Here is a 22,688-nt window from a genome sequence, read left to right on the forward strand (position 1 = left end):
GTGCACGGTGGAGACCATTTCCACCAGCGACTGCTGCATGCGCTTGAGCTGGGCCATGACGCTGGTCTCGTCGCCCGGGCGCAGCTCGATGGCCACTGTCAGATCGCCATGCGCAACGCTCTGCGCCAGGGCGGCGGCGGTGGCGGGCTCGGTGCCCAGCTGGCGCACGATGCTGCGGGCAATCAGGTAGCCCATGCCTGCGGACACCGCAAGCGCTACACCGAGCAGCGCAAGCACGCCCATCATGGTGAGCTCAAAGTCTTCCTCAGCGTCTGAGTATTCTTTTTTGGAGATGTCCAGCTGCAGCTGGATGAGGGCGCCCAGCACGTCCTGCAGAGGGTCCAAGGCTGGATACATGGTACGTGCCGCGAACTCGGCCAGTTCGAGGGCCACCTTTTCCTCCGATACGAGAATCTTCTCCAACTGGTCGATCGCCGCGTCCGACTTCGCTTGCAACTGCTGGAATTTCTCCACCAGGGATTTCTCCTGTGGCGTGAGATCGGTGGCCAGAAACGCTTGCCACTGCGCCTGGGCATCCCGCCGCGCCTTGGCAATCGACTCCCGCCCCTGGGCGGGCGTGAACGCGCCGTCACGCACCTTGTGCGCTGCATCAACGATAAAGACGGCATAGGCATCGGCCACGGCCTTGATCTGCTGCAGCGGTACGACCCGGTCCTGGTACACGCGGTTGAGTGCCTGGTTGCTGTGGTGCATGCCCTCCAGGGCAAAGTAGGCCACTACCACCATCCAAGTGCACAGGCAGGCAATCAATACGGCCAGCCGGTGGGCAATCTTCATCGTCTCAAAACGCACAACGTGTCTCCTGTTTCCGTGAATCCCGCCCTGTCGGGGAGCGGCGGGATGTTCTTGAACCATTGACGGCCTTGTCCAGGACAAGGCGCCTGCAGCCTATCGTGTGGGTACTGCGGGGCCAAGGCCCCTATCGGGCCAACTCCGAGAGGGCTCCACCAGCCGACCCGCGGCCGCGCTGCCCGTGAACCGCAACACGAGTTCGGCGGTCGAGTTCGCCCCGAGCTTCTGACTGGCCGCCTGCCGTACCCGTTTCACGCTGCGCAATGAGATGCCCAGCGCGTCCGCAATCTGCTGGTTGGTCTGGCCCTGGACGATGCGCTCGGCCACCGAGTGCTCGCGGGGGCTGAGACTCGCCAGCCGCGCTGCCAGATCTCCATCGCGGTCGCGGTGACGCTGGCGTTCGGTACTCAGGGCCAGGGCGCGCGCAATGGCCCCGAGCAGTTCAGAGATCTCGACGGGTTTGAGCAGGAAATCCACCGCCCCGAGGCGAAAGCCCTGGATCGCATCGCGCATGCCGCTTGCACCGCTCATCAGGATGAGCGGCGTGTCCGCGTGTTGCTGCATCAGCATCAGCAGACCCAGTCCGTCCATATCGGGCATGCGCACATCGCTCAGCACGCACACCGGGCCCGGAAACACAGGCTCTTGCCGTTCGCGCCACTGCAGATAGTCCACAGCCGACGGGTATTCGTCGCAGGCGTAGCCCTCCATCCAGAGCAGCGTGCGCAAGGAGCGCAGCACTTCCGGGTGGTCGTCGATCAGCACGATGCGGCCTTGCGCACAGCGTTGCGCGAGGGCCTCGTCTTCCACGGTGACCACTCGGCGCGGGGAAAGGGTGGGGCTCATGCCTGGGCTCCTGTCAAAACGGCGGGCAAGCGCAGCTCCAACGTGGCGCCTCCCAGACGGTTGTGTGCGTCATTGCCAAGCGTCAGCTGCCCGCCGTGCTGCTGGGCAATGGTGCGAGAGATGGCGTATCCCATGCCAAGCCCTTCTGTCTTGGTGGTGTAGAACGGTTCCATGATCCGGATCTGGGCGTCGGGGCTCAGGCCCGAGCCCGAGTCCTGAATGCGCACCCAGGCTGTGTCACCTTCCAGGCCCCAGGCCATCGCAATGTCGCGCTGCGGGCCCTCGGACACCGCGTCGATGGCGTTGCGCAAGCCGTTGAGCAGTACCTGCGCGAGTTGCAGGGCGTCGCCCCGTACGCGCACCGGATCAGGGGCCGGCTGCTCGTGCCATTGAATGCCCAGACGCCGCAGGTCGCTGGAGACCAGGCCCCACACTTCGCGCACCAGCTCCCCGATGTCCAGCACCTCCATGCTGGTGGTCGATGGCTTGATGAAGTCGCGCACGCGTTCGACGATGCGGCTGGCATGGCGCGCGCTCGTCTCGATCTGGGTGAGCAACATGGTCAGGTCTTCGGTGCCCAGCTTGTCCTGCTCGATGCCCCGCAGCCCGGTTTGGGCGTTGGTGAGCACGGCCGCCACAGGCTGGCTGATCTCGTGCGCCAGCGTCATGGACATCTCACCGATGCTGCGCTGACGGTCGAGGTGGGCCAGCTGGGCGTGCAGCGCACGCTGGGCCTCTTGGGCAGCCTGCTCGGCCACCAGCCTTTTCTCGCGCCGATGGGCGCGGTCCAGCGCAAGTCCCAGGTAACAAAAATGCCCAACGACAACCGAGACGAATCCGGTCAGGGCCAACACCGTGGTAGAGCCCGACATGGCCAACGGGTACGGGTTTCCATAAGGGTGCAAGCCAATGTCCAGCGCACGCAAGGCCATGCCCAGAGCCACGAGGCCATAGACGCCCCCCAGCACACGGGCATTGCGGCTGTGTTCCTGTCGGCCGATGCGGTGCGCGGTGAGGGCCATCCACCCAAACAAGACGCACAACAGCACGGCGTTGACCAGGGAGCGCAGCACATACTGCTCCAGCACATAGTGGGTGACCGCGGTGAACGCCGTCATGCCAGCCCAGATGACCGCCGGCAGCCCCCAGTGAAGAGGCCGACCCAGATCCAGTCGCAGCGCCTGAATGCGCAGTAGGCAGGACGCGGACGTCAGCGACACCGTCAGTACGATGGTGGACCAATCGGGCATTTGCCGACCCAAAGAGGCCAGCAGGGTCGCGACAGCGAACAGCAGGCCGCCGCTGCACCACAGGGCCACCGCCCGGCTGCGCTGGCGCGCCAGCACCGCCCAGGTCAACAGCGGTGCAATGACGTACAACAGCCCCAAGACAAAGAGCGCGGTGGCTGTGTCAAACCAGCCCATATCCTGCCTTTTCGCATGAGTCCGGGGCGTCCCCCCTGCCTGTCAGACCCATCGTCCCTCCATGTTGTCTCCGGTGCGCAGCCCGTTCGCCCAGGCCCTCGGCGCATTGCGTCTCGTGCGGACTTCGCTGCCGGTCGTCGGAGTACACGCCAGAGGCACCTGTTTGCGCAAGGCCCTTTGGGGACAGCTTGGGGCTGGCCATGACAGGCTGCGGCCGGAGGGGGCGGATCGCGTGCCCTGCTGCGTCGCTGGGCTTTTGTCAAGAAACCAATTGCCTATAGTGAAAATGGTTGCTTGTGCTTATCGAGAATGGATGGGCAGCTATCAAAAGCATAGCGTTGATGCCCATGGTCTGCCGCAGACCCTCGGGCATTTGGATCCAGCGCAGGTCTGAGGCCTTGCCGACGATGCGCTTGCTGGGGTGTGAGGCTGTGGCGTCAAACACACTGCACGCCGATGGCGCAGGTGCGGGAGCCAGCTTGGCCCCGCGGGGCCATGGCGCGGCACAGCAGGCGCAAGCGGCCAGCAGCGGGTCAAGGACGTGGGCTGGGCACCATCTCAGCGTCGCCGCTGTCTGCCGCCGGTGGCAGCAGGGCGGCCGCCTTGGCCACGCGCACGCAGTCGCACAGGTGCTGCTCGCCTAGCCATCGCAAGGTGGCATAGCCCAGCGTCGCCGCCACCGCTTGGCCGGCCAGCGGCACGTATTTGGCAGCCTGTTTGGCCGACAGCCGCACACCCACAGCCTGGGCTGCGCGCAGCACCAGCTCTTTGGTGATGAATTTGCCGATCAGGCTCGATCCGACCAGAGCCACGGCTTTTTGCACCTGCTCGCGCCGCTTAGGGTCCAGGCGGTCGATTTGCTCTGGGGTCAGGCCAAACTCGGCGTTGATTTGGGGAATCAATCGGGACAGCAGGGCCGCGTCGACCGCCCAGTCGAGGCCGGGTACCGGCACGGTGCTGGCAGCCGCCGCCACCAGGGCACGGCGGTGCAGCAGCCGGCGCGATCGGCGGATGGCTGCGATCAGATCCAGGTCGCCTTCGGCGTAATCAAGGGCGGTGCGCATGGAGGCATGGTACGCCCGGGTGGTAATTCCGCTCCGCACACACGCCTTTGTGAAACCTGGACCGTGTCCGCCGGATGCCGAGAGGGCCCCACCGGTCTGCAAAGGAGTCGGAGCATAGGCCTTGCACCTTTGCCGCAGCGCGTGCTGCGCGGCGACGCCCAGTTGGCGCGCAGGCTGTCGACGGGGTGCTGCGTGGGCTGCGCCTCGCAACAAAAAACCCGGCGCAGGGCCGGGTGGCTGCAGGGGCCGCAAGGGCTTACTGCGCGGCCGGGGCGGCCGATCCGGCTTCGGCCGTCACGCGTCGCGCACCGTCAAAGCGCCGCTGCCAGTAGGGCGTGCGCATGTCTTCCACGCGCACTTCGCCGCCGCTGCGGGGCGAGTGAATGAATTTGTGGTCGCCCACATAGATGCCCACGTGGGAGAAGGTGCGGCGCATGGTGTTGAAGAACACCAGATCGCCCGGCTGCAATTCCTTGCGATCGATCACCTGGGTGGAGGCTGCCTGCTGATCGGCCCGGCGCGGCAGCACGAGGCCCACCGTCTGTTCGTAAATGGCGCGCACAAAACCGCTGCAGTCAAAGCCGGTTTCCACGCTGTTGCCGCCGCGGCGGTAGGGCACTCCGAGAAAGCCCATCGCATGCACCACAAGGTCCGATGCCTGATGGGCCACGGTGGTAGCCCGGTCGGTCACGCTGTTGCGCATGTCCTGAAGCTGCGAAATCAGGCCCTTGTCGGCCAGCAGCTTTTCCATGTCGTCACCGGTGCCCGAAGCCGGGGCGGCCTGCGCCGCAGACGCGGCAGCCAGGAGTAGGGCGATGAACCAACGGGACATGGGGGCGGAGCGTACCACGGATGACGGTCGCGTCTGTAACATGGGCCCGCGGGGATGACGCAGGTCAGGCGAGCCGTCAAAACGCCCGCGCGCCGGGCGCAATGCCTGCGATGTGTCTGGCAACGATGGAGCACAACATGCAAGCGGTGAATGATCAAGCAGGTTCACGGAGGCGCCGCCGGCAAGCCGCGCAGCGCGTGCGCGTGACGGCAGCCTTGGTGGGAGCCCTCATGAGCGCTGTAGCCCTGGCGCAGGAGCGGGAGGGCTCCGTCGCTGCTCCGGTGCGCCTGCAGACGGTGGCTCAGGGATTGGAGCACCCGTGGTCGCTGGCGTTTTTGCCCGGCGGGCGTTTTTTGGTGACCGAGCGCCCGGGCCGGCTGCGGGTGGTGGAGCCGGACGGCCGCCTGCGCGAGCCGGTGGCGGGTCTGCCCGCCGTTGCGGCGGCAGGGCAGGGTGGCTTGCTCGACGTGGCCCTGGACGTTGACTTCGAGCGCAACCGCCGTCTGTTCTTTTGTTTTGCCGAGCCGGATCCTGCAGGGTCTGCCAACGGAACGGCACTCGCCAGCGCGCGCCTGTCGGACAACCTGCAGCGGCTGGAGCAAGTGCGGGTGGTCTTCCGCCAGGTGCCTAAGGTGCCCGGCGGACTGCATTTCGGCTGTCGCATCGTGCAGGCCCCCGGTGGCCTGTTGTGGCTGGCCTTGGGCGAGCGTTACCAGTACCGCGACAACGCCCAGCGCCTGGACAACCACCACGGCAAGATTGTGCGCATCGCGCCCGACGGCAGCGTGCCCGCCGACAACCCCTTCCGCGGTCAGGCCGGTGCGCTGCCAGAGATCTGGAGCCTGGGCCACCGCAACCCCCAGGGTGCTGCGCTCGGCCCCGACGGGCGGCTGTGGATGCACGAGCACGGACCGCAGGGCGGTGATGAGGTCAACCGCCCTGAGCCCGGCCGCAACTACGGCTGGCCGCTGGTGACGTTTGGCGAGGAATACGGAGGCGGCCGCATCGGTCAGGGCAGCCAGCGTGCCGGGCTGGAGCCCCCGCTGCACCAGTGGACGCCGTCCATTGCGCCCTCGGGCATGGTGTGGGTGTCTGGTGAGCGTTACGCGGCCAGCTGGAAGGGCAGCCTGCTGGTAGGGTCGCTCAAGTTCGGCAGTCTGCACCGCCTTCAGTGGGACGGCACTCGCCTGGTGCGGGAAGAACGGGTGCTGCCCGCACGCCCGGGCGAGCGTATTCGCGATGTACGCCAGGGGCCGGATGGCTGGGTGTATCTGCTGACTGACAGCCCACAGGGCAAGTTGCAGCGGCTGGTGAACGGCGAAGGCTCTTGATGGAGGTCAAGCCGTTGCGCCGTGGTTTGGGTGTACCGTGGCTGCCATGCCCGAGTTGACCGAGCCATCTCCATCCGGGGCGGCTGTGCCGCCTGCATCCGCCGATGCAACAGCCCCACCGCATCGCCTCCGCGTGCGGCGGGTGGCCATCGACACCTGGCGCGAAAACGTGGCCTACCTGCACCGCGACTGCGCGGTGTACCGGGCCGAGGGCTTTCAGGCACTGTCCAAGGTGGAGGTGCGGGCCAACGGCAACCGGGTGCTGGCCACGGTGAACGTCGTGGACGACACCGCCATCGTAGGCTGCGACGAACTGGGCCTGTCGGAGCAGGCCTTTGCGCTGCTGGGGGTGGAAGACGGCTACCACGTGGCCGTTTCGCAGGCCGAGCCGCCCGCCTCGATGCACGCGCTGTTTCGCAAGCTGGCCGGAGAGCGGCTGCGGCAGGACGACTTTCTTGCCATCATCCGCGACGTGGCCGGGCACCGGTACTCCAAGATCGAGCTCACCGCGTTTGTGGTCGCCTGTCACCGCGAGGAACTGGACCGCGAGGAGGTGTTCTTCCTGTCCGACGCGATGGTGAAGACCGGCCAGCGCCTGAACTGGCACGAGCCGCTGGTGGTGGACAAGCACTGCATCGGCGGGATTCCGGGTAACCGCACGACCATGCTGGTGGTGCCCATCGTGGCAGCGCACGGCCTGTTGTGTCCCAAAACCTCGTCGCGCGCCATCACTTCGCCCGCCGGTACGGCCGACACCATGGAGGTGCTGGCCAATGTGGAGCTGCCGCTGGATCGCCTGTCCGACATCGTGCGCGAGCACCGCGCCTGTCTGGCCTGGGGCGGCACGGCGGCGTTGTCGCCAGCCGACGACGTGCTCATTTCGGTGGAGCGGCCGCTCTCGATTGACTCGCCGGGGCAGATGGTGGCGTCCATCCTGTCCAAGAAAGTGGCGGCCGGGGCCACGCATCTGGTACTCGACATTCCGATTGGCCCCACGGCCAAGGTGCGCTCCATGCCCGACGCCCAGCGCCTGCGCCGTTTGTTTGAGTATGTGGCGCGCCGCATGGGCCTGGCGCTGGACGTGGTGATCACCGACGGCCGCCAGCCCATCGGCCGGGGCGTGGGGCCAGTGCTGGAGGCGCGTGACGTGATGCAGGTGCTGGAAAACGACCCCCACGCCCCGCAGGACCTGCGCCAGAAAGCCCTGCGCCTGGCGGGCCGCCTGCTCGAATGCCACCCCGACGTGCGCGGCGGCGATGGTTATGCGATTGCGCGGGACATCCTGGACTCCGGCCGGGCGCTGGCCAGCATGAACGCCCTGATTGCGGCCCAAGGGGCGCGGGGGTTTGACCACCGCGCCCCCAAGCTCGGGCGGCTGGTGCTGGAGGTGCGGGCTCAGACGGCGGGCACCGTGGCGGGCATCGACAACTACCAGATCGCACGCATCGCGCGACTGGCCGGTGCGCCCAAGGTACAGGGCGCAGGCGTGGATCTGTGCCGCAAGCTGGGCGACGCCGTGGCCGCTGGCGACCTGCTGTACCGCGTGCACGCTGAATATCCGGCCGACCTCGAATTTGCCCGCCAGGCCTGTGCCCGAGACAACGCCTACCGGCTGGGCGAGGCAGCCGACGTGCCGCATGTGTTTGTGGAGTTCTGAGCATGCCCGCTGCCGCCCCCTGGCTGCTGTACTTTGACGACGAGGCCGCGCCCGCCCAGCGGCTGGCCGACGCGGCCGGGCTCACGGCCCGGGCCATCGAGCGCCACCGCTTTCCTGACGGCGAATGGCGCATTCGGCTGCCGCTGGATGCCGCGGGCCATCTGCCCGCGCGCGCCGTGCTGCTGCGCAGCCTGCACACCCCCAACGAAAAGCTCATCGAGCTGCTGCTGGCTGCACGCACCGCGCGCAGCCTGGGCGTGCAGCACCTCACACTGGTGGCGCCGTACCTGGCCTACATGCGGCAGGACATGGCCTTTGAGCCCGGCCAGGCCGTGAGCCAGCGCATTGTGGGCGCCTGGCTGGCCGAGCTGTTCGACGCCGCCATCACCGTCGACCCACACCTGCACCGCGTAGCCACGCTGGGCGAGGCATTGCCACTGGCCCAGGCCGTGGTGGTCAGCGCCGCGCCCGCGCTGGGCCGGCTGGCAGCGGCCCAGCGCCCGGGCTGTGTGCTGGTGGGGCCCGATGGTGAATCGGCCCAGTGGGTGGCGCAGGCCGCGGCAGCGGCGGGGCTGGCACACGCCGTGTGCACCAAAGAGCGTCTGGGCGACCGCGAGGTGCGCATCGCGCTGCCGCCCGGCGTGGCCGTGCAGGGACGCCCGGTGGTGCTGCTGGACGACATGGCCAGTACCGGCCGCACACTGGCGCTGGCCGCCCGTCTGCTGCGCCAGGCTGGGGCCACCTCGGTGGATGTGGCCGTCACCCATGCGTTGATGGGGGGTGACGCCTGGGCGCAGTTGCAGCAGTCGGGCATCGGTACGCTCTGGAGCACCGACTGCGTGCCGCACGGGAGCAACGCCGTGAACATGGCCCCCGACCTGGCCGCCGCGCTGCGCTCCATCGGCGCGGCTTGAGCGGCTGCCCTGGCCGGCCCTGCGACAATCGCAGGCTTTGAACGAACGCTTTTGCCGGATCTGCCATGCTGCTCGACGCCTCTGAATCCCAACTCGTGCTGGTCGATTACCAGGAACGCCTGATGCCAGCCATTCAGGGCGGGGCCGAGGTGCTGGCCAACGCGCGCAAGCTGGCTGCGGGTGCCCAGTGGCTCGACGTGCCGGTGTGGGGCACCGAGCAGAACCCTTCGCGCCTCGGGCCCAACGACGCCGCAGTGCGCGCCGTCTGCCGCAAGACCCTGGCCAAGATGCATTTCAGCGCGGTGGAAGAAGGCCTGGCCGAATGGCTGCGCCCTCCGGCCAAGCCCCAGGGCGGCAACGCCCGCAGCCTGCCACGCCACCTGCAAAAGCCTGCCCAGCCACAAAACGAGCGCGGCGCCATCGTCATCGCAGGCTGCGAAGCCCATGTGTGCCTGCTGCAGACGGCGCTCGATTTGCTGGAGGACGAGTTCGAGGTCTGGGTTGTGACCGACGCCTGTGGGTCGCGCACCGAACGCAACCGCGACGCGGCCTTTGACCGCCTGGCCGGTGCCGGTGCAGAGCTGGTGACCACCGAAATGGTGCTGTTCGAATGGATGCGCTCGTGCGAGCACCCGGCCTTCAAGGACGTGCTTGCGCTCGTCAAATAATTGATATCAATGATTAAAGTGATGATTTTAGGGTTTGGATCGTGGAGTGATCGAAGCGCCAAATGACGTCGATAACGCTTTCATCTGGTTTTAAAAGGAGCGTTTTCCCGAACAGAAGTCGTGTAGCCAGTCGTTCGCTAGGGTTTTTGTAAATCGATAAATTTGCGAGTCATGTTCAACGCCAGGAGGCGAGGATGTGGCTGCAAACATTCAGCGGTGCGCGGGCCCTGGAGGCGCTGCGCCAGTCCATCGATGCGGTGGTGTGCATCGACCATCGCAACCGGGTCACCTTCTACAACGCGGCGGCTGAGCGCCTGTGGGGCTACACGCCGGACGAAGTGCTCGGACACAACGTGCGCATGCTCGTGCCGATGGAGCATCGCGAGCACCACGATGGCTATGTGAACCGCCATCGCAGTACCGGGCAGAACCGCATTGTGGGCACGTTCCGGGAAGTGCAGTTGCACACCAAGGGCGGACAGCGCATCTGGGTGTCCTTGGCGCTGAATCAGACGCGTCTGTGGGGGCGAACCGGATACACCGCGATCGTGCGCGACATCAGCGCCGAACGCGAAGCCCGGGAGATGGTGACCCAGACCCTGGAGCAGGCGATTGATGCCGTGGTCACGATTGATGAGAACAACTGTGTCACGGCCTTCAACGCGGCAGCCGAAAGACTGTGGGGGTACGCGCGCAGCGAGGTGATCGGGCGCAACGTCAAGATGCTGGTGCCCCACGCGATTCAGTCGCACCATGACCGCTACGTGGACGCCAACCGTTCGACCGGGCAGGACAAGATCGTGGGCACCAGCCGAGAAGTCCGCATCGAGCGCAAGGACGGCAGCAGCCTCTGGGGTGTGCTGTCGCTCTCCAAAGTGCGTCTTGATGGCCGCATCATCTACACCGCCTTCGTCAAAGACGTCACGGAGCAGGTGCTGCAACGTGAGCAGAACCAGCGCCTGTCGATGGTGGCCAACGGCACCGACAACGCGGTGCTGATCACCAGCGCCAGCGGGTTGCTTGAATACGCGAACCCCGGGTTCGAGCGGATGTTTGGTGTGCAAGGCGAATCCCTGGCAGGCCGTCGCCCCTGGGACGTGGTGCGGGGGCCATTGACCGACAGCGCCACTCTCCAGCGCCTGGACGAAGCCATGGCAGCTGGCCGGCCGTTCGAAGCGGAGGTCGTGTTGCACCGCGCGGATGGCGAGCCGCTGTGGGTGTCGTTGACGGTCAATGCGGTCGCAGGTGCCGATGGATCGGCCCCGCGTTGTGTGTGCGTCATGGCCAACATCACCCGCACCAAGATGGCCTCGCTGGAGTACGACGTCCGCCTGCGGGCGATTGGCGAGTCCACCTGCCTGTTCGACACCGATTTGCAGGGCAGGCCGATGTCCGCAAGCCCGGCGCTGCTGCGGCGCATGCAGGTCCAGGGACTTGATGAGATCCGGCAGGCTCTTGCACATGCGGTCTCGCAGGTGTTGACCCCGGAGGTCTCGAACCGCTTGCAGCAGGGACAGCAAGAACAGGTTCAGATACAGATTCCGCGGGCCGACGGCGCATCCCTCGTGCTCGACGCGGTGGTCAGCCCGGTGCGCAACATGCATGCGGTGGTGGAGCGTCTGGTGGTGTTTGGCCACGACCAGACCGATCAAAAGGAGATGCTGCAGCGCATTGCAGACATCGTGTCCACCATCAATGCGATTTCAATGCAGACGAATCTGCTGTCGCTCAATGCCGCCATCGAAGCGGCGCGTGCGGGCGAAGCGGGCCGTGGCTTTGCCGTGGTGGCCAGCGAAGTACGGAGTCTGGCCAGCAAGACATCGATGTCTGCGCGCGAAATCGCCGCCATGCTGCAGCGCTGAGCGGGCGACCACGCTCTGTGTGCCGCGTGGGTCTTGGGGAGCGTCCGTGGCCCGTGTCTGCCCGGGGCGCTCACACAGGATGGCGAGTGGCGCCGCTGCTGTTCGGAAGGCTGCAACCGCCGCGCCGCTGCCTTTGGCCTGTGCCTTGCGCGCAGCTCGCACGGCAAGGCTTGACCGTTCGCTCTCCGTCCATCGGCCGGGCCGGGCGGTCATTGGTCGCCTTTCAGCGCGCGTTGACCGGCGCGCACAGCACTGCCAGCGTCAGCTTGCAGCAAGCCCGTGATGAATAATTATGAATTCTGAAAGGCTTGCACGGCAGGCTGCGAGAGAGACCCGAGGAGACACCCCATGAGCGCATACGCCGAGTTCTACCGCCGCTCCATCGAAGAGCGCGACGCCTTTTGGGACGAGCAGGCCCGCCTGATCGACTGGCATACGCCGCCCCAGCAGATCTGCGACTACAACAACCCGCCGTTTGCCAAATGGTTTGTGGGCGGTACCACCAACCTGTGCCACAACGCGGTAGACCGCCACGTGGCCGCACGGGGTGACCAGCCTGCGCTGATCGCCATCTCGACCGAGACCGAGGCCGAGCGCAGCTACAGCTTTGCCGAGTTGCACACCGAAGTGCAGCGCATGGCCGCGGTGCTGCAGCACCTGGGCGTCAAAAAGGGCGACCGGGTGCTGATCTACATGCCCATGATTGCCGAGGCGGCCTTTGCCATGCTGGCCTGTGCGCGCATCGGGGCGCTGCATTCGGTGGTGTTTGGCGGTTTTGCCTCGGGCTCGCTGGCCTCACGCATCGAAGACGCCGAACCCGTGCTGGTGGTGAGCGCCGACGCGGGTTCGCGCGGGGGCAAGGTGGTGCCCTACAAGCCGCTGCTGGACGAAGCCATCGAACTCTCCCGCCACAAGCCGCAGGCAGTGCTGCTGGTCAACCGTGGGCTGGCCGCCATGCACCTGCACGCCGGGCGCGACCACGACTGGGCGGCGCTGCGTGAGCAGCATCTGGCGGCCCAGGTGCCCTGCGAGTGGGTCGATTCCACCCATCCGAGCTACACGCTCTACACCAGCGGCACCACCGGCAAACCCAAGGGCGTGCAGCGCGACACCGGCGGCTACGCCGTGGCGCTGGCCGCCAGCATGCGCCACATTTTTGACGCACAGGCAGGCCAGACCTTTTTTGCCACCAGCGACATCGGCTGGGTGGTGGGCCACAGCTACATCGTCTATGGTCCTCTCATCGCAGGCATGGCCACCATCATGTACGAGGGCCTGCCCATCCGGCCCGATGCGGGCATCTGGTGGAGCATCGTCGAGAAGTACCGCGTCACGCACATGTTCTCGGCCCCCACAGCGGTGCGCGTACTGAAAAAACAGGATCCGGCCTACCTCGCCAAGTACAACGTGAAAAGCCTCAAGGCCCTGTGGCTGGCTGGCGAACCGCTCGACGAGCCCACCGCGCAATGGATCAGCAGTGCGCTGCAGGTGCCCATCATCGACAACTACTGGCAGACCGAAACCGGCTGGCCCATCCTCACGCTGGCCAACGGCGTCGAGAAGCAGTCGGCTCGCTTTGGCAGCCCGGGCAAGGCCATGTATGGCTACCAGGTCAAGCTGATCGACGAGGCCACGGGCGAGGAACTGACCGGCGCAAACCAGAAGGGCGTGGTGGCCATTGAGGGGCCGCTGCCCCCGGGCTGCATGCAGACGGTGTGGCGCGACGACGCCCGCTTTGTGAACACCTACTGGAAGAGCGTGCCCGGCCGGCTGATCTACAGCACCTTTGACTGGGGCATCCGCGACGCCGACGGCTACCACTTCATCCTGGGCCGCACCGACGATGTGATCAACGTGGCCGGCCACCGCCTGGGCACGCGCGAAATCGAGGAGAGCATCGCGTCGCACCCCAACGTGGCGGAAGTGGCCGTCGTGGGCGTGGCCGACAGCCTCAAGGGCCAGGTGGCCATGGCCTTTGCCGTGGCCAAGGACGCCTCGGGTCTGACCGACGATGCCGCGCGCCTCAAGCTCGAAGGCGAGGTCATGAAGCTGGTGAACGCGCAACTCGGCGCGGTGGCCCGACCCTCACGCGTGTTCTTCGTGACGGTGCTGCCCAAGACGCGCAGCGGCAAGCTGTTGCGCCGTGCCCTGCAGGCTGTGGCCGAAAAGCGCGACCCCGGCGACCTGACCACCATGGAAGATCCGGCCGCGCTGCAGCAGGTGCGCGATCTGGTGGGCGGCTGAACGGCTGCCACCGCGCGGCTAGCGCCCACCACACAGCAGGCCTTCGGGCCTGTTGTGCATTTGGGGGGCACCGTACGATGCCCGATGGGCGTGGCGTGGTGCGCGGGGCAGGGCGCTGCAGACAAGAGGGCGCTGCAGGGGGCGTGACGGCCCTTTAGGCACTGGAGCCCTGTCGGGCCTTGCAGGCCGTGACCACGCCGGGCACCGCAAAGCCGTTAAGAGGAAAATCGGCCTGAAACGACCCGTGGACCAGCACAACCAGCTATCAATTCAATAGCATCCGAGCACCTGTTCGCCTGAATGAGCCCGCCTCCGCAGGCTTGCACTGGCGCAGCGCTGCGCTTCAGCCCGGCCGCTGGCGCTGCCAGCCAGGCGGAGGGGCCCAGGACGCCGTCCAGCGCACAAAGTCGTCCAGCGGCATGGGCCGCGCGATGCAATAGCCCTGCGCATGGCTGCAGCCCAGTTGCAGCAGCATCTGGCCCTGCTCCACGGTTTCCACGCCTTCGGCGATCACACGGTAGCCGAACGAGCGCGCCAGGCCGATCACGCCCTGCACGATGGCCAGATCGCCAGGGTCGCTCATCATGCCGTGCACAAAGCTCTGGTCGATTTTCAGCACGTCCATGGGCAAACGGCGCAGGTAGGTGAGCGACGAGTAGCCGGTGCCGAAGTCATCGAGCGAGATTGACATGCCCAGCGCGCGCAGGTCGGTCAGCGCACTGGAGGCGGCCTGCAGGTCGTACAGTGCGGCGCTTTCGGTGATCTCCAGCTCCATCAGCGAGGCCGAGACCGCCGGGTGGTGGGCCATGCGCTGCGCCATCCAGTCGGCAAAGCCACGGTGCTGCAGGTGCTGCGCAGCGATGTTGATGCTCAGCGGCAACTGCAGGCCGCGGTTGCTCAAGGCTTCGTGCATCTGCAGCGCGGCTTCTAGCACCCATTCGCCAAAGGTGATTTCGAGCTCGGTGCCTTCGAGCAGCGGCAGAAACTCGCCGGGCGGCACCAGCCCGCGCTCGGGGTGCTGCCAGCGCGAGAGCAATTCGGCGCCCACCAGCGCGCCGCTGCGCATGTCCACCTTGGGTTGCAGGTATAGCACGAACTGCGACCCGGCCAGCCCCTCGCGCACCTGCAGGCCCCGTTCGCGCATCTGCTGCTGTGCGCGCTCCTGCTCGGCGTCAAACTGGTGGTATCGGTTGCGCCCGGCCTGCTTGGCCGCGTACATGGCCTGGTCGGCATGGCGCAGCAGGGTGTCGGCATCGGCCTCGTCCAGCGGGAACATGGTGTAGCCAATGCTGGCCGTGACCACCACGCGCTCGCTGTCGATCTCGTACGGGGTGGCGATCTGGTCCATCACGTGGCCCAGCGTTTGCTCGAAGGCGGCGGCGGAGGCCAGACCGGGTAAGAGCAGCACGAATTCGTCGCCGCCCAGCCGCGCGACGCAATCGACCGAGCGCAGCGCGCGCGTCAGGCGTGCGGCGACCATCACCAGCAGGCGGTCGCCCGCGCCGTGACCAAAGCGGTCGTTCACCGGCTTGAAGCCGTCCAGATCGAGGTAGGCCACGCCCAGCTGGGTGCCCTGTTCGCGGGCTTCGGCCATGCAGTCCTGCAGCCGCCGGGCCAACATCACGCGGTTGGGCAGGCCGGTCAGTGCGTCGAAATGTGCGAGTTTTTGCAGCAGCACTTCCTGCTCGCGCTGCGGGGTCACGTCGATGGCCACCCCCAGCATGCGCAGCGGCTGGGCGTTGTCGTCGTAGCGCACGATCTTGCCCAGGTTGCGAATCCAGCGGGCAGGCTCGCCGGGCGCCTGCGTGCGCCAAGTCGCATCGAAGGGCGTGCCCGGATGCCGCGTGTGCCGGGCCAGTTCGTTGGAGATGCGCTCGACGTCTTCCACCGCCACATGGGTGGCCCAGGGCACGGGCGCATCGCTTGCAGGGCCGCGCCCGACAGGCAGTGCACGCAGGTGGCGCCAGCGCGTGTCGCCCGAAATCTGTCCGGCGGCCAGGTCCCAGTCCCAGCAGCCCAGGGATGCGGCCGACAGCGTGAGCGAGAGCAGTTCCTCGCGCTCGCGCACCTGTTCCTCGTTGCGCTTGCGGTCGGTGATGTCGTGCACCGAGAACAGCCAGTGCGGTTCTCCGTCCAGCTCGGTGCGCCGCATGGACTGCAGCACCGTGAGCGGCCCGCGCGTGCGCGAGTGCAGCGTTACCTCGTAGCCGTTGATCTGCCCGTCCTTTTCCACAGCGTCCAGCAGACGCTGGCGCTGGTCGGCCGAGAAAATACCCAAATCGATGGCCGTGCGCCCCAGGGCTTCGCCACGGGGGATGCCCAGCATCTGCTCCCAGGCGGGGTTGATGTCGGTGTAGCAGCCGTCGCTGCAGCGCGAAAGCCCCATGGGATAGGGCATGAGGTGGAAGATGCGGGAGAAACGGTCTTCCGACTGGCGCAGCCGCTGCTCGGCGCGCTTGGTTTCGTCAATGTCCTGCATCACACCGCGCACCCGGGTCACGCGGCCACCTTCGATCACGGGTTCGCCGCGGGCGCGTACCCAGCGGCGCTGCCCGTCGTCGGCCCGCAACACTTCCAGCTCCAGGCTCCATTCCTCGCGTCGCAGAATGCTGGCGCGCAGGCAGTCGCGCAGGATCTCGCGGTATTCGGGCGCCACATGCTGATCGATGTAGTGGGCAGGCGGCGGCGCACCCAGGGGCAGGCCGTGGATGTCGTAACACACGTCCGACCAATACACCAGTCCATGGCCCCGGGCATCTTCCCAGGCGCCCAGGCGCGCAAGCCGGCCCGCCTGCTGCAGCAGGCCGTTGACGGCACGCAATTCCTCGCTGGTGCGGTGGGCCTCGGTCATATCGTGGAAGACGAACACAAAGCACTGTTCACCCTCGATAAGCACGGAGCGTGCCGACATCAAGCCGGGCAAGCGCACGCCCTTGCGCTGGGCGGTCACCGGTAGCCGATCGACCTTGCCGTCCCGTTCAAACGCCCGCACAAACCGTTCACGTTCTTGCTCGCTGGCCCAAATCTTCAACTCGGTGGACGTACGGCCCACGATTTCTGCATGGACCCTGTCAAACAGCTCGCAGAACGCGGGGTTCACATCCAGGTACCGTCCGTCGCGAATGCGGGAGATGCCGGCTGCATCCGGCAGTGTTTGAAAAAAGGTCGTGTACTTGGTTTCCGATACCTGCAAAGCCGCTTCCACCTCCCGGTGCGCGGTGATGTCAATGTCCATGCCAATGAGCCGCTGCGGTTTGCCCGTCGCGTCACGCGCGGCCACCGTGCCACGCGACAGCACCCAGCGCCACTGCCCCTCCAGGTCGAGTACGCGAAACTCGGCCTCGTACGCCTCGGACTCTCCATCCATGGCCCGCGCGAGCTTGGCAGCCTGCCGCGCAGCGTCGCCAGGATGGCGCCGGGCATACCAACGCTGCCAGAGGTCTGGAGCATCGCCTTCCTCGATGCCGAACGTCTCGTAGAAGCTGCCGTGGCAGCGGAAACTGCGCGTGGGAACCTCCCACTCCCAGCGTCCGCCAGCCAGCGAATCGAGCGCCAGGCTTAGTTGCTGCTCTCGCTCACGCAAACGCTCATTGGCCGCTTGCAGCGCCAAGGTGGTGTGGGCCTTCCCCACCAGTAACAGGCGCCCCGCGCCCAAGATCAGAATGCCTGCCCCGTGATACCAGGGGAAAGTGTCGAACAAGGCCCCCGCATGAACGGGCATCGAGATATGGCCCGCGAGCACGAGGGCCAGCGCGGTCGCCAGCGGCAGCAGCACGGCCAGTCCCACCATCGGCCGCCAGGTGTTCAACGGCGCATAGCGGCGCACGCGCCGCCAGGCTTCGCCACTGGCCCAGGCAGCGCTCAGAACGAACACCGCTGCGCCGATTTCAGCGGCTCCGCTCCATGCAATACCAGCCAGCGCGACCAGCGCCGTTACTCCGGCTGCCAGCGGCCCAAAGTACAGAGCCATGAAAGCTGTGGCAGTCGGGTAAGCCACGACGTCCAGTTCTGGCGCATTGATACGCAGTACGACCAGGACCAGCACCGATACGATGCCGCCGAGCCAACCCGCTGTCCATTGGGTTCGGCGTCCCGGCTTCAGCAACTCCTGCGGCGCCATCTGCGTCATGCCCAACACAATCAGCAGCAGGAGACCCCCGGCCAACAGCGCGTTATGGGCCATGCGGGCTCCAGGTACAGGCCAGCCGTCGGGTCAATGCGGCCAGGCCGAGCGCCAGCCGCGCAGCACGCTGCTGCATTGAAGGCGCGACGGAAGCGGGTGAGAAGAGGCCCTGGACGCGGCGCATATCCCGAGTGTAGGGCGACTCGGACACGCCTCAGGGCTGTGACTGCGTCCTGATTAGCCCGGTTGACAAGGCGGTACCAGCCACAATCAGTACGGCGCACCCCACCATCCACGGCGTGACGGGTTCGGCCAGAAACAGCGCGCCGTAACCCAGCGCAAACACCGGCGTGAGAAAGGTGACGGTCAGCGCCCGGCTGGCGCCTGCACGCTCGATGATCCGGAAGTACAGGATGTACGCAATGCCGGTGCACAGCACGGCAATCGCCAGCACCGCGAGCCACGCGGTTGCGCCCGGCGTCTGCTCGGGCCAGAACAGCACGGTGGGTATGGCCAGCGCCAGCGCGGCACCAATCTGGCTGCCCGTGGCCGTGGCGAGTGCCGGGACCCCCACCAGGCGGCGGCGCGCATAACTGGCCGCCAGCGCGTAACACAGCGACGCCAGCAGGCACGCCCCCATGGCGAGCGCCGCCTGGCCGCCTGCCAGACCGACCCCTGCCGGGGCACGCCAGGCCAGCAGGGCCACGCCTGCAAACCCCAGTGCCAGGCCCAGCCAGCGCAGGCGCGCAATGCGTTCGCCCAGCCACACCCAGGCCACCAGCGCGCCAAACAGCGGCACCGTGGCGTTGAGGATCGACGTCAGCCCCGTGGTGAGGTGCAGCACCGCCCAGGCATACAGCGCAAAGGGCAGGGCGGAGTTGATCACCCCCGCCACCAGCACGGGCCGCCAATGCTGGCGCAGCGCAGGCCACTGGCCCCGCTGCCACAGCACCGGCCACAAAAACGCGGCTGCCAGCCCCACGCGCAGGCCTGCCGTGGCCAGTGGGCCAAATTCGGCCGCGCCCAGGCGCATGAACAAAAAGGACGCGCCCCACAGCGCGGCCAGCAGCACGAACTCGGCCACCCAGGCGGGCGGGCGGCTCATGCCGTCGCCCCGGCCAGCGGCGGTTCGACCGGCGGCAGTGCGCCTTCCAGCTGCAGCAGCGCCTGTTTGCGCTCCAGCCCTCCGGCATAGCCCGTGAGCGCGCCGCCCACCCCCACCACCCGGTGGCAGGGCACCACCACGCTCAGCGGGTTGCGGCCCACGGCTGCGCCCAGCGCCCGCACAGCCCGGGGCTGGCCCAGCTGACGGGCGAGGTCGCCATAGCGCACGGTGCCGCCGTATGGCACCTGGCGCAACGCATGCCACACGGCCCGCTGAAACGGGGTTCCAGCCGACAAGTCAAGCGGCAGATCAAAGGACCGGACCTGACCGCGCCAGTACGCCTGCAGTTGCGCCGCCGCCGCCTGCAGCAGGGGGTGGGCGTCGTCGCGCGGCCAGGCCGTGGGTTGGGCCGCTAGTGCAGGGGGCAGGTGGCGCTGGCCGTCGAACCAGACACCCGCCAGGCCTGTGGCCGATGCGGCCAGCGTCAGCCGACCCAGGGGCGAGGGCACGACGGTGTAGGTCAGGGATGCGAAGGCCACCATGGCAGATTCCTTGAGGGTCAAATGGGCTGCTTGTGCTTACAAGTCAAGCACGAGCAGCTACTAAAACTATAGCAAATCCGGTGCGGCGGTGGCGGCAGTGTCGGCTGCCGGCGGCGTGGCATCGCCATCCGCCAGCGCCCCCGGGGTTCCGGGCGGCTGGTAGTGCCCGGCCCAGGCGCGCAGCAGGGCGTAGCCGCGCCAGGGGCGCCAGGGCTCGGCCCGCGCGGTGGCCGCGCGCGCTGCGCCGCTGCCGCGGGCAATGCCCAGTGCCTGGTGCAGGGCCACGTCGGCGGCCGGAAACGCATCGGGCCACCGCAAGGCGCGCAGTGCAATGTAGTCGGCCGTCCAGGCGCCAATGCCGGGCAGGCTGCAAAGGCGCGCGCGCGTGGCTTCCACATCGGCCTCAGGGCTCAGGTCGAGCAGGCCTGCATCCACCTGCTGTGCCAGTGCCAGCAGGGCCTGCTGCCGCTGGCGCACGATGCCCAGCGCGCCAAGCGCCTCGGCCGGCACGCGCGCCAGCACGGCGGCAGACGGAAACGCCCGGTGCAGCGCTGGCCAGGGCGTTGACACGGGCTCGCCCCAGGCGTCTAGCACACGGCCCGCCAAGGTGCGTGCCGCGGCCACGCTGACCTGCTGGCCCAGCACGGCGCGTACGGCCAGTTCGAAGCCATCGGTGGTGCCGGGCACCCGCAGGCCCTCGGCCGCCGGAAAGTCGCGCCCCAGCACCGCATGGATGGCCGCCGGGTCTGCGTCCAGGTCCAGCCAGTGGCGCACACGGGCCAGCCAGGCGGGCAATTCGGGCAGCAGGCTGTCGGACAGCCGTACGCACACCACGGGATGCAAGGGGTCGAACACGGCCTCGATCCAGCCTGGAGCGCAGCGGCCCTGTGGGCCATGGGCACGCACCACCCGTCGCATGGTGCGCTCGGCCGTGTCCACCTGTTCCAGTCCGGGCAGTTGCCGCTGCGCCCCAAAAGCCAGCAGCGCATCGGCGTCCAGTGGCGGCCGGTAGCCCAGGCGCACGGGCCGCAGCGCGGGTTTCAGCGCATCGTCCGCGCGCTGTGACTGGCGTCGCAAGGCCGTGGGTTCCAGACCGTAATGCGTGGCGAACGCAGCCTGCAGCCGCCGCGCGCTGCCAAAGCCGCTGGCGGAAGCGACCTCGTGCACAGGCAGTGTGGTGTCGGTCAGCAACTGCTTGGCGGCCAACAGCCGCCGCGTCTGCCACACCTGCTGCGGGGTGACACCCAGTTGCTGCTGGAACACGCGGCGCAGGTGCCGGTCGGTCACGCCCAGTCGCCGCGCCAGCACCTGCACGACGGCGCCATCTTCGGTGCCGCGGACTTGTGGCTGCAGGCGCCGCAGGGCCTCGCGCACCAGCACGCTGGCCGCGTCGGTGGCCGACCACCACTGGGCCGCCGGGGCCAGCTCGGGCCGGCAGCGCAGGCAGGGCCGAAACCCGGCCTGCTCGGCGTGCGCTGCGGTCGCGTAAAACTGGCAGTTCTCGCGCCGCGGGGTGCGCACGGCGCACACAGGCCGGCAATACACGCCGGTGGAGGTCACCCCGGTGAAAAAGCGGCCGTCAAAGCGCGCGTCGCGGCTGCTGAGCGCGCGCCAGCACTGCTCGTGCCAGCGGGCTGCTTCAGCGCTGGGGGCTGAAGGCGCGAGTGGCGCTGAAGGGCGGGAGGACATGCGGTCCATCATAGGCCGCCAGTGCGATGGCCATGCGACGTTTGCGGACCTGCGCCTGCGGCCGTGACCCACCCTGCTGCGGCGTTCGCTGCAAGACGGGGCTTCTACAATTGCGGGCTTCGCTTCCGACCGCCTCACTGTTCCGAAAGGGCTCTTCGTGCACGCAGCACCCGCCATCTTCAAGGCCTACGACATCCGCGGCATCGTGCCCGACACCCTGGACGAGACCGTGGCACGGAACCTGGGCCGGGCCTTTGGCATGGCGGCGCTCGCCGAGGGCGAAAGCACCGTGGCCGTGGGGCGCGACGGGCGGCTCTCAGGCCCCGCGCTGGCGGGCGCGCTGATGGCCGGGCTGCAGGATGTGGGCCTGTCGGTCATCGACATCGGCATGGCCACCACGCCCATGCTGTACTTTGCGGCATCCACCTTGTGCACGAGCGGTATCCAGGTCACGGGCAGCCACAACCCCCGCGACTACAACGGTTTCAAGATGGTGCTGGCGGGCCGCGCGATTTTTGGCGACGAGATCCAGGCGCTGCGCCGTGCGATGGAGGCCGAGGCCTGGACGCTGCAGGGCGGCGGGCAGTGCCGCACGCACGATGTGCTGCCGGCCTACCGCGAGCGCATCGTGGGCGATATCCGCCTGGCCCGCCCGCTCAAGATCGTGGTGGACTGCGGCAACGGCGTGGCCGGTGCGTCCGCCCCCGATATCTTCCGTGCGCTGGGCTGCGAGGTGCAGGCCCTGTACGCCGAGGTGGACGGGAATTTTCCGAACCACCACCCCGACCCGAGCAAGCCCGAGAACCTGCAGGACCTGACGCGTGCGCTGCAGGCGTCCGACGCCGACCTGGGCCTGGCCTTCGATGGCGACGGCGACCGCTTGGGCATCGTCACGCGTTCGGGCCAGAACATCTACCCAGACCGGCAGATGATGCTGTTTGCGCAGGACGTGCTCTCGCGCGTGCCAGGGGCGCCCATCCTGTTCGACGTGAAGTGCACGCAGCGCCTGGCCCCGGCCATTGAGGCCGCTGGAGGTCAGCCGGTGATGTACAAGACCGGTCATTCGCTCATCAAGGCCCGCATGAAGGCGCTGCAGGCTCCGCTGGGCGGCGAGATGAGCGGGCACATCTTCTTCCAGGAGCGCTGGTACGGCTTTGACGACGGCACCTACGCGGGTTGCCGCCTGCTGGAAATCCTGAGCCGCCATGCAGACCCTGGCGCTGTGTTGGAGGCTCTGCCCAGCAGCCACTCCACACCCGAGCTCAATGTGGCTTGTGCAGAGGGAGAGCCGCACCGACTCACGGCTGAACTGCAGGCCCTGGCGCCCGCCCAGTTTGCTGAACCCGCGCGCATCAGCACCATCGACGGTTTGCGCGTGGATTGGCCCGACGGCTTTGGTCTGATTCGGGCCAGCAACACAACGCCCGTGCTGGTGCTGCGCTTTGAGGGTCATACGCCCGAGGCGCTGGCGCGCATCGAAGCGGCCATGCTGGCCCTGCTGCACCGCGTCAAGCCCGGCGCGCAGCCCGGCAGCGCCGCGCATTGACGCCGCGCTGATCTGCCCAGAGCCTGCG

General features: G+C 67.6%; 16 protein-coding genes. 7 read left to right on the forward strand and 9 right to left on the reverse strand.

What is annotated here, in order from left to right:
* The 5 genes from ABD866_RS04985 to ABD866_RS05005 form a co-directional block, all read right to left on the reverse strand.
* Positions 1-813, reverse strand: an 813-nt coding sequence (locus tag ABD866_RS04985; protein ID WP_345061758.1) for an MCP four helix bundle domain-containing protein, incomplete at its 3' end; no start/stop codon positions are given.
* 96 nt (positions 814-909) lie between these two features.
* Positions 910-1,659, reverse strand: a complete 750-nt coding sequence (locus tag ABD866_RS04990) for a response regulator transcription factor (RefSeq protein WP_345061760.1) — start codon at positions 1,657-1,659, stop codon at positions 910-912.
* Entirely contained in the window at positions 1,656-3,083 is a 1,428-nt protein-coding gene (locus tag ABD866_RS04995) for a sensor histidine kinase (RefSeq protein ID WP_345061762.1), read from the reverse strand. Before ABD866_RS04995 ends, ABD866_RS04990 begins: the two co-directional genes overlap by 4 nt.
* A 533-nt stretch (positions 3,084-3,616) precedes the next feature.
* Positions 3,617-4,147: a hypothetical protein gene (locus tag ABD866_RS05000; protein ID WP_345061764.1), complete on the reverse strand. Its 531-nt coding sequence runs from the start codon at positions 4,145-4,147 to the stop codon at positions 3,617-3,619.
* Positions 4,148-4,403: 256 nt separating this feature from the next.
* Entirely contained in the window at positions 4,404-4,979 is a 576-nt protein-coding gene (locus tag ABD866_RS05005) for a C40 family peptidase (protein ID WP_345061766.1), read from the reverse strand.
* Positions 4,980-5,209: 230 nt separating this feature from the next.
* On the opposite strand from ABD866_RS05005, the gene ABD866_RS05010 reads away from it, so the two are divergent.
* The 6 genes from ABD866_RS05010 (at position 5,210) to ABD866_RS05035 (ending at position 13,655) form a co-directional block, all read left to right on the forward strand.
* Positions 5,210-6,310 carry a PQQ-dependent sugar dehydrogenase gene (locus ABD866_RS05010; RefSeq protein ID WP_345061768.1) on the forward strand — a complete coding sequence of 367 codons (1,101 nt, stop codon included), beginning with the start codon at positions 5,210-5,212 and terminating at the stop codon, positions 6,308-6,310.
* 46 nt (positions 6,311-6,356) lie between these two features.
* On the forward strand, positions 6,357-7,967 hold the full coding sequence (locus ABD866_RS05015) for a thymidine phosphorylase family protein (RefSeq protein ID WP_345061770.1): 1,611 nt from the start codon (positions 6,357-6,359) through the stop codon (positions 7,965-7,967).
* A gap of 2 nt (positions 7,968-7,969) precedes the next feature.
* Positions 7,970-8,881: a ribose-phosphate diphosphokinase gene (locus ABD866_RS05020; protein ID WP_345061772.1), complete on the forward strand. Its 912-nt coding sequence runs from the start codon at positions 7,970-7,972 to the stop codon at positions 8,879-8,881.
* A 65-nt stretch (positions 8,882-8,946) separates the two neighbouring features.
* Positions 8,947-9,549, forward strand: coding sequence for an isochorismatase family protein (locus ABD866_RS05025; protein WP_345061774.1), 603 nt, complete (start codon positions 8,947-8,949; stop codon positions 9,547-9,549).
* A gap of 194 nt (positions 9,550-9,743) precedes the next feature.
* On the forward strand, positions 9,744-11,411 hold the full coding sequence (locus ABD866_RS05030) for a PAS domain S-box protein (RefSeq protein ID WP_345061776.1): 1,668 nt from the start codon (positions 9,744-9,746) through the stop codon (positions 11,409-11,411).
* Between the two features lie 348 nt (positions 11,412-11,759).
* Entirely contained in the window at positions 11,760-13,655 is a 1,896-nt protein-coding gene (locus ABD866_RS05035; RefSeq protein WP_345061778.1) for a propionate--CoA ligase, read from the forward strand.
* Positions 13,656-13,998: 343 nt separating this feature from the next.
* Here ABD866_RS05035 and ABD866_RS05040 read toward each other — a convergent pair whose 3' ends face one another.
* The 4 genes from ABD866_RS05040 to ABD866_RS05055 form a co-directional block, all read right to left on the reverse strand.
* The gene (locus ABD866_RS05040) at positions 13,999-17,838 is read right to left on the reverse strand and encodes a sensor domain-containing protein (protein ID WP_345061780.1); all 3,840 of its coding nucleotides are present in this window, start codon (positions 17,836-17,838) and stop codon (positions 13,999-14,001) included.
* 154 nt (positions 17,839-17,992) lie between these two features.
* The gene (locus ABD866_RS05045) at positions 17,993-18,883 is read right to left on the reverse strand and encodes a DMT family transporter (RefSeq protein ID WP_345061782.1); all 891 of its coding nucleotides are present in this window, start codon (positions 18,881-18,883) and stop codon (positions 17,993-17,995) included.
* Positions 18,880-19,425: a methylated-DNA--[protein]-cysteine S-methyltransferase gene (locus tag ABD866_RS05050; RefSeq protein WP_345061784.1), complete on the reverse strand. Its 546-nt coding sequence runs from the start codon at positions 19,423-19,425 to the stop codon at positions 18,880-18,882. Before ABD866_RS05050 ends, ABD866_RS05045 begins: the two co-directional genes overlap by 4 nt.
* Before the next feature lie 66 nt (positions 19,426-19,491).
* Positions 19,492-21,114: a DNA-3-methyladenine glycosylase 2 family protein gene (locus ABD866_RS05055; protein ID WP_345061786.1), complete on the reverse strand. Its 1,623-nt coding sequence runs from the start codon at positions 21,112-21,114 to the stop codon at positions 19,492-19,494.
* Between the two features lie 157 nt (positions 21,115-21,271).
* Between ABD866_RS05055 and ABD866_RS05060 the strand changes: the two genes are divergently transcribed.
* Complete coding sequence (locus ABD866_RS05060; protein ID WP_345061788.1) at positions 21,272-22,660, forward strand: phosphomannomutase/phosphoglucomutase; 1,389 nt, start codon at positions 21,272-21,274, stop codon at positions 22,658-22,660.
* The last annotated feature ends 28 nt before the right edge of the window (positions 22,661-22,688 follow it).

Origin of the sequence: Acidovorax lacteus, assembly GCF_039540375.1 — a bacterium.
GTDB classification, from domain to species: domain Bacteria; phylum Pseudomonadota; class Gammaproteobacteria; order Burkholderiales; family Burkholderiaceae_C; genus Acidovorax_G; species Acidovorax_G lacteus.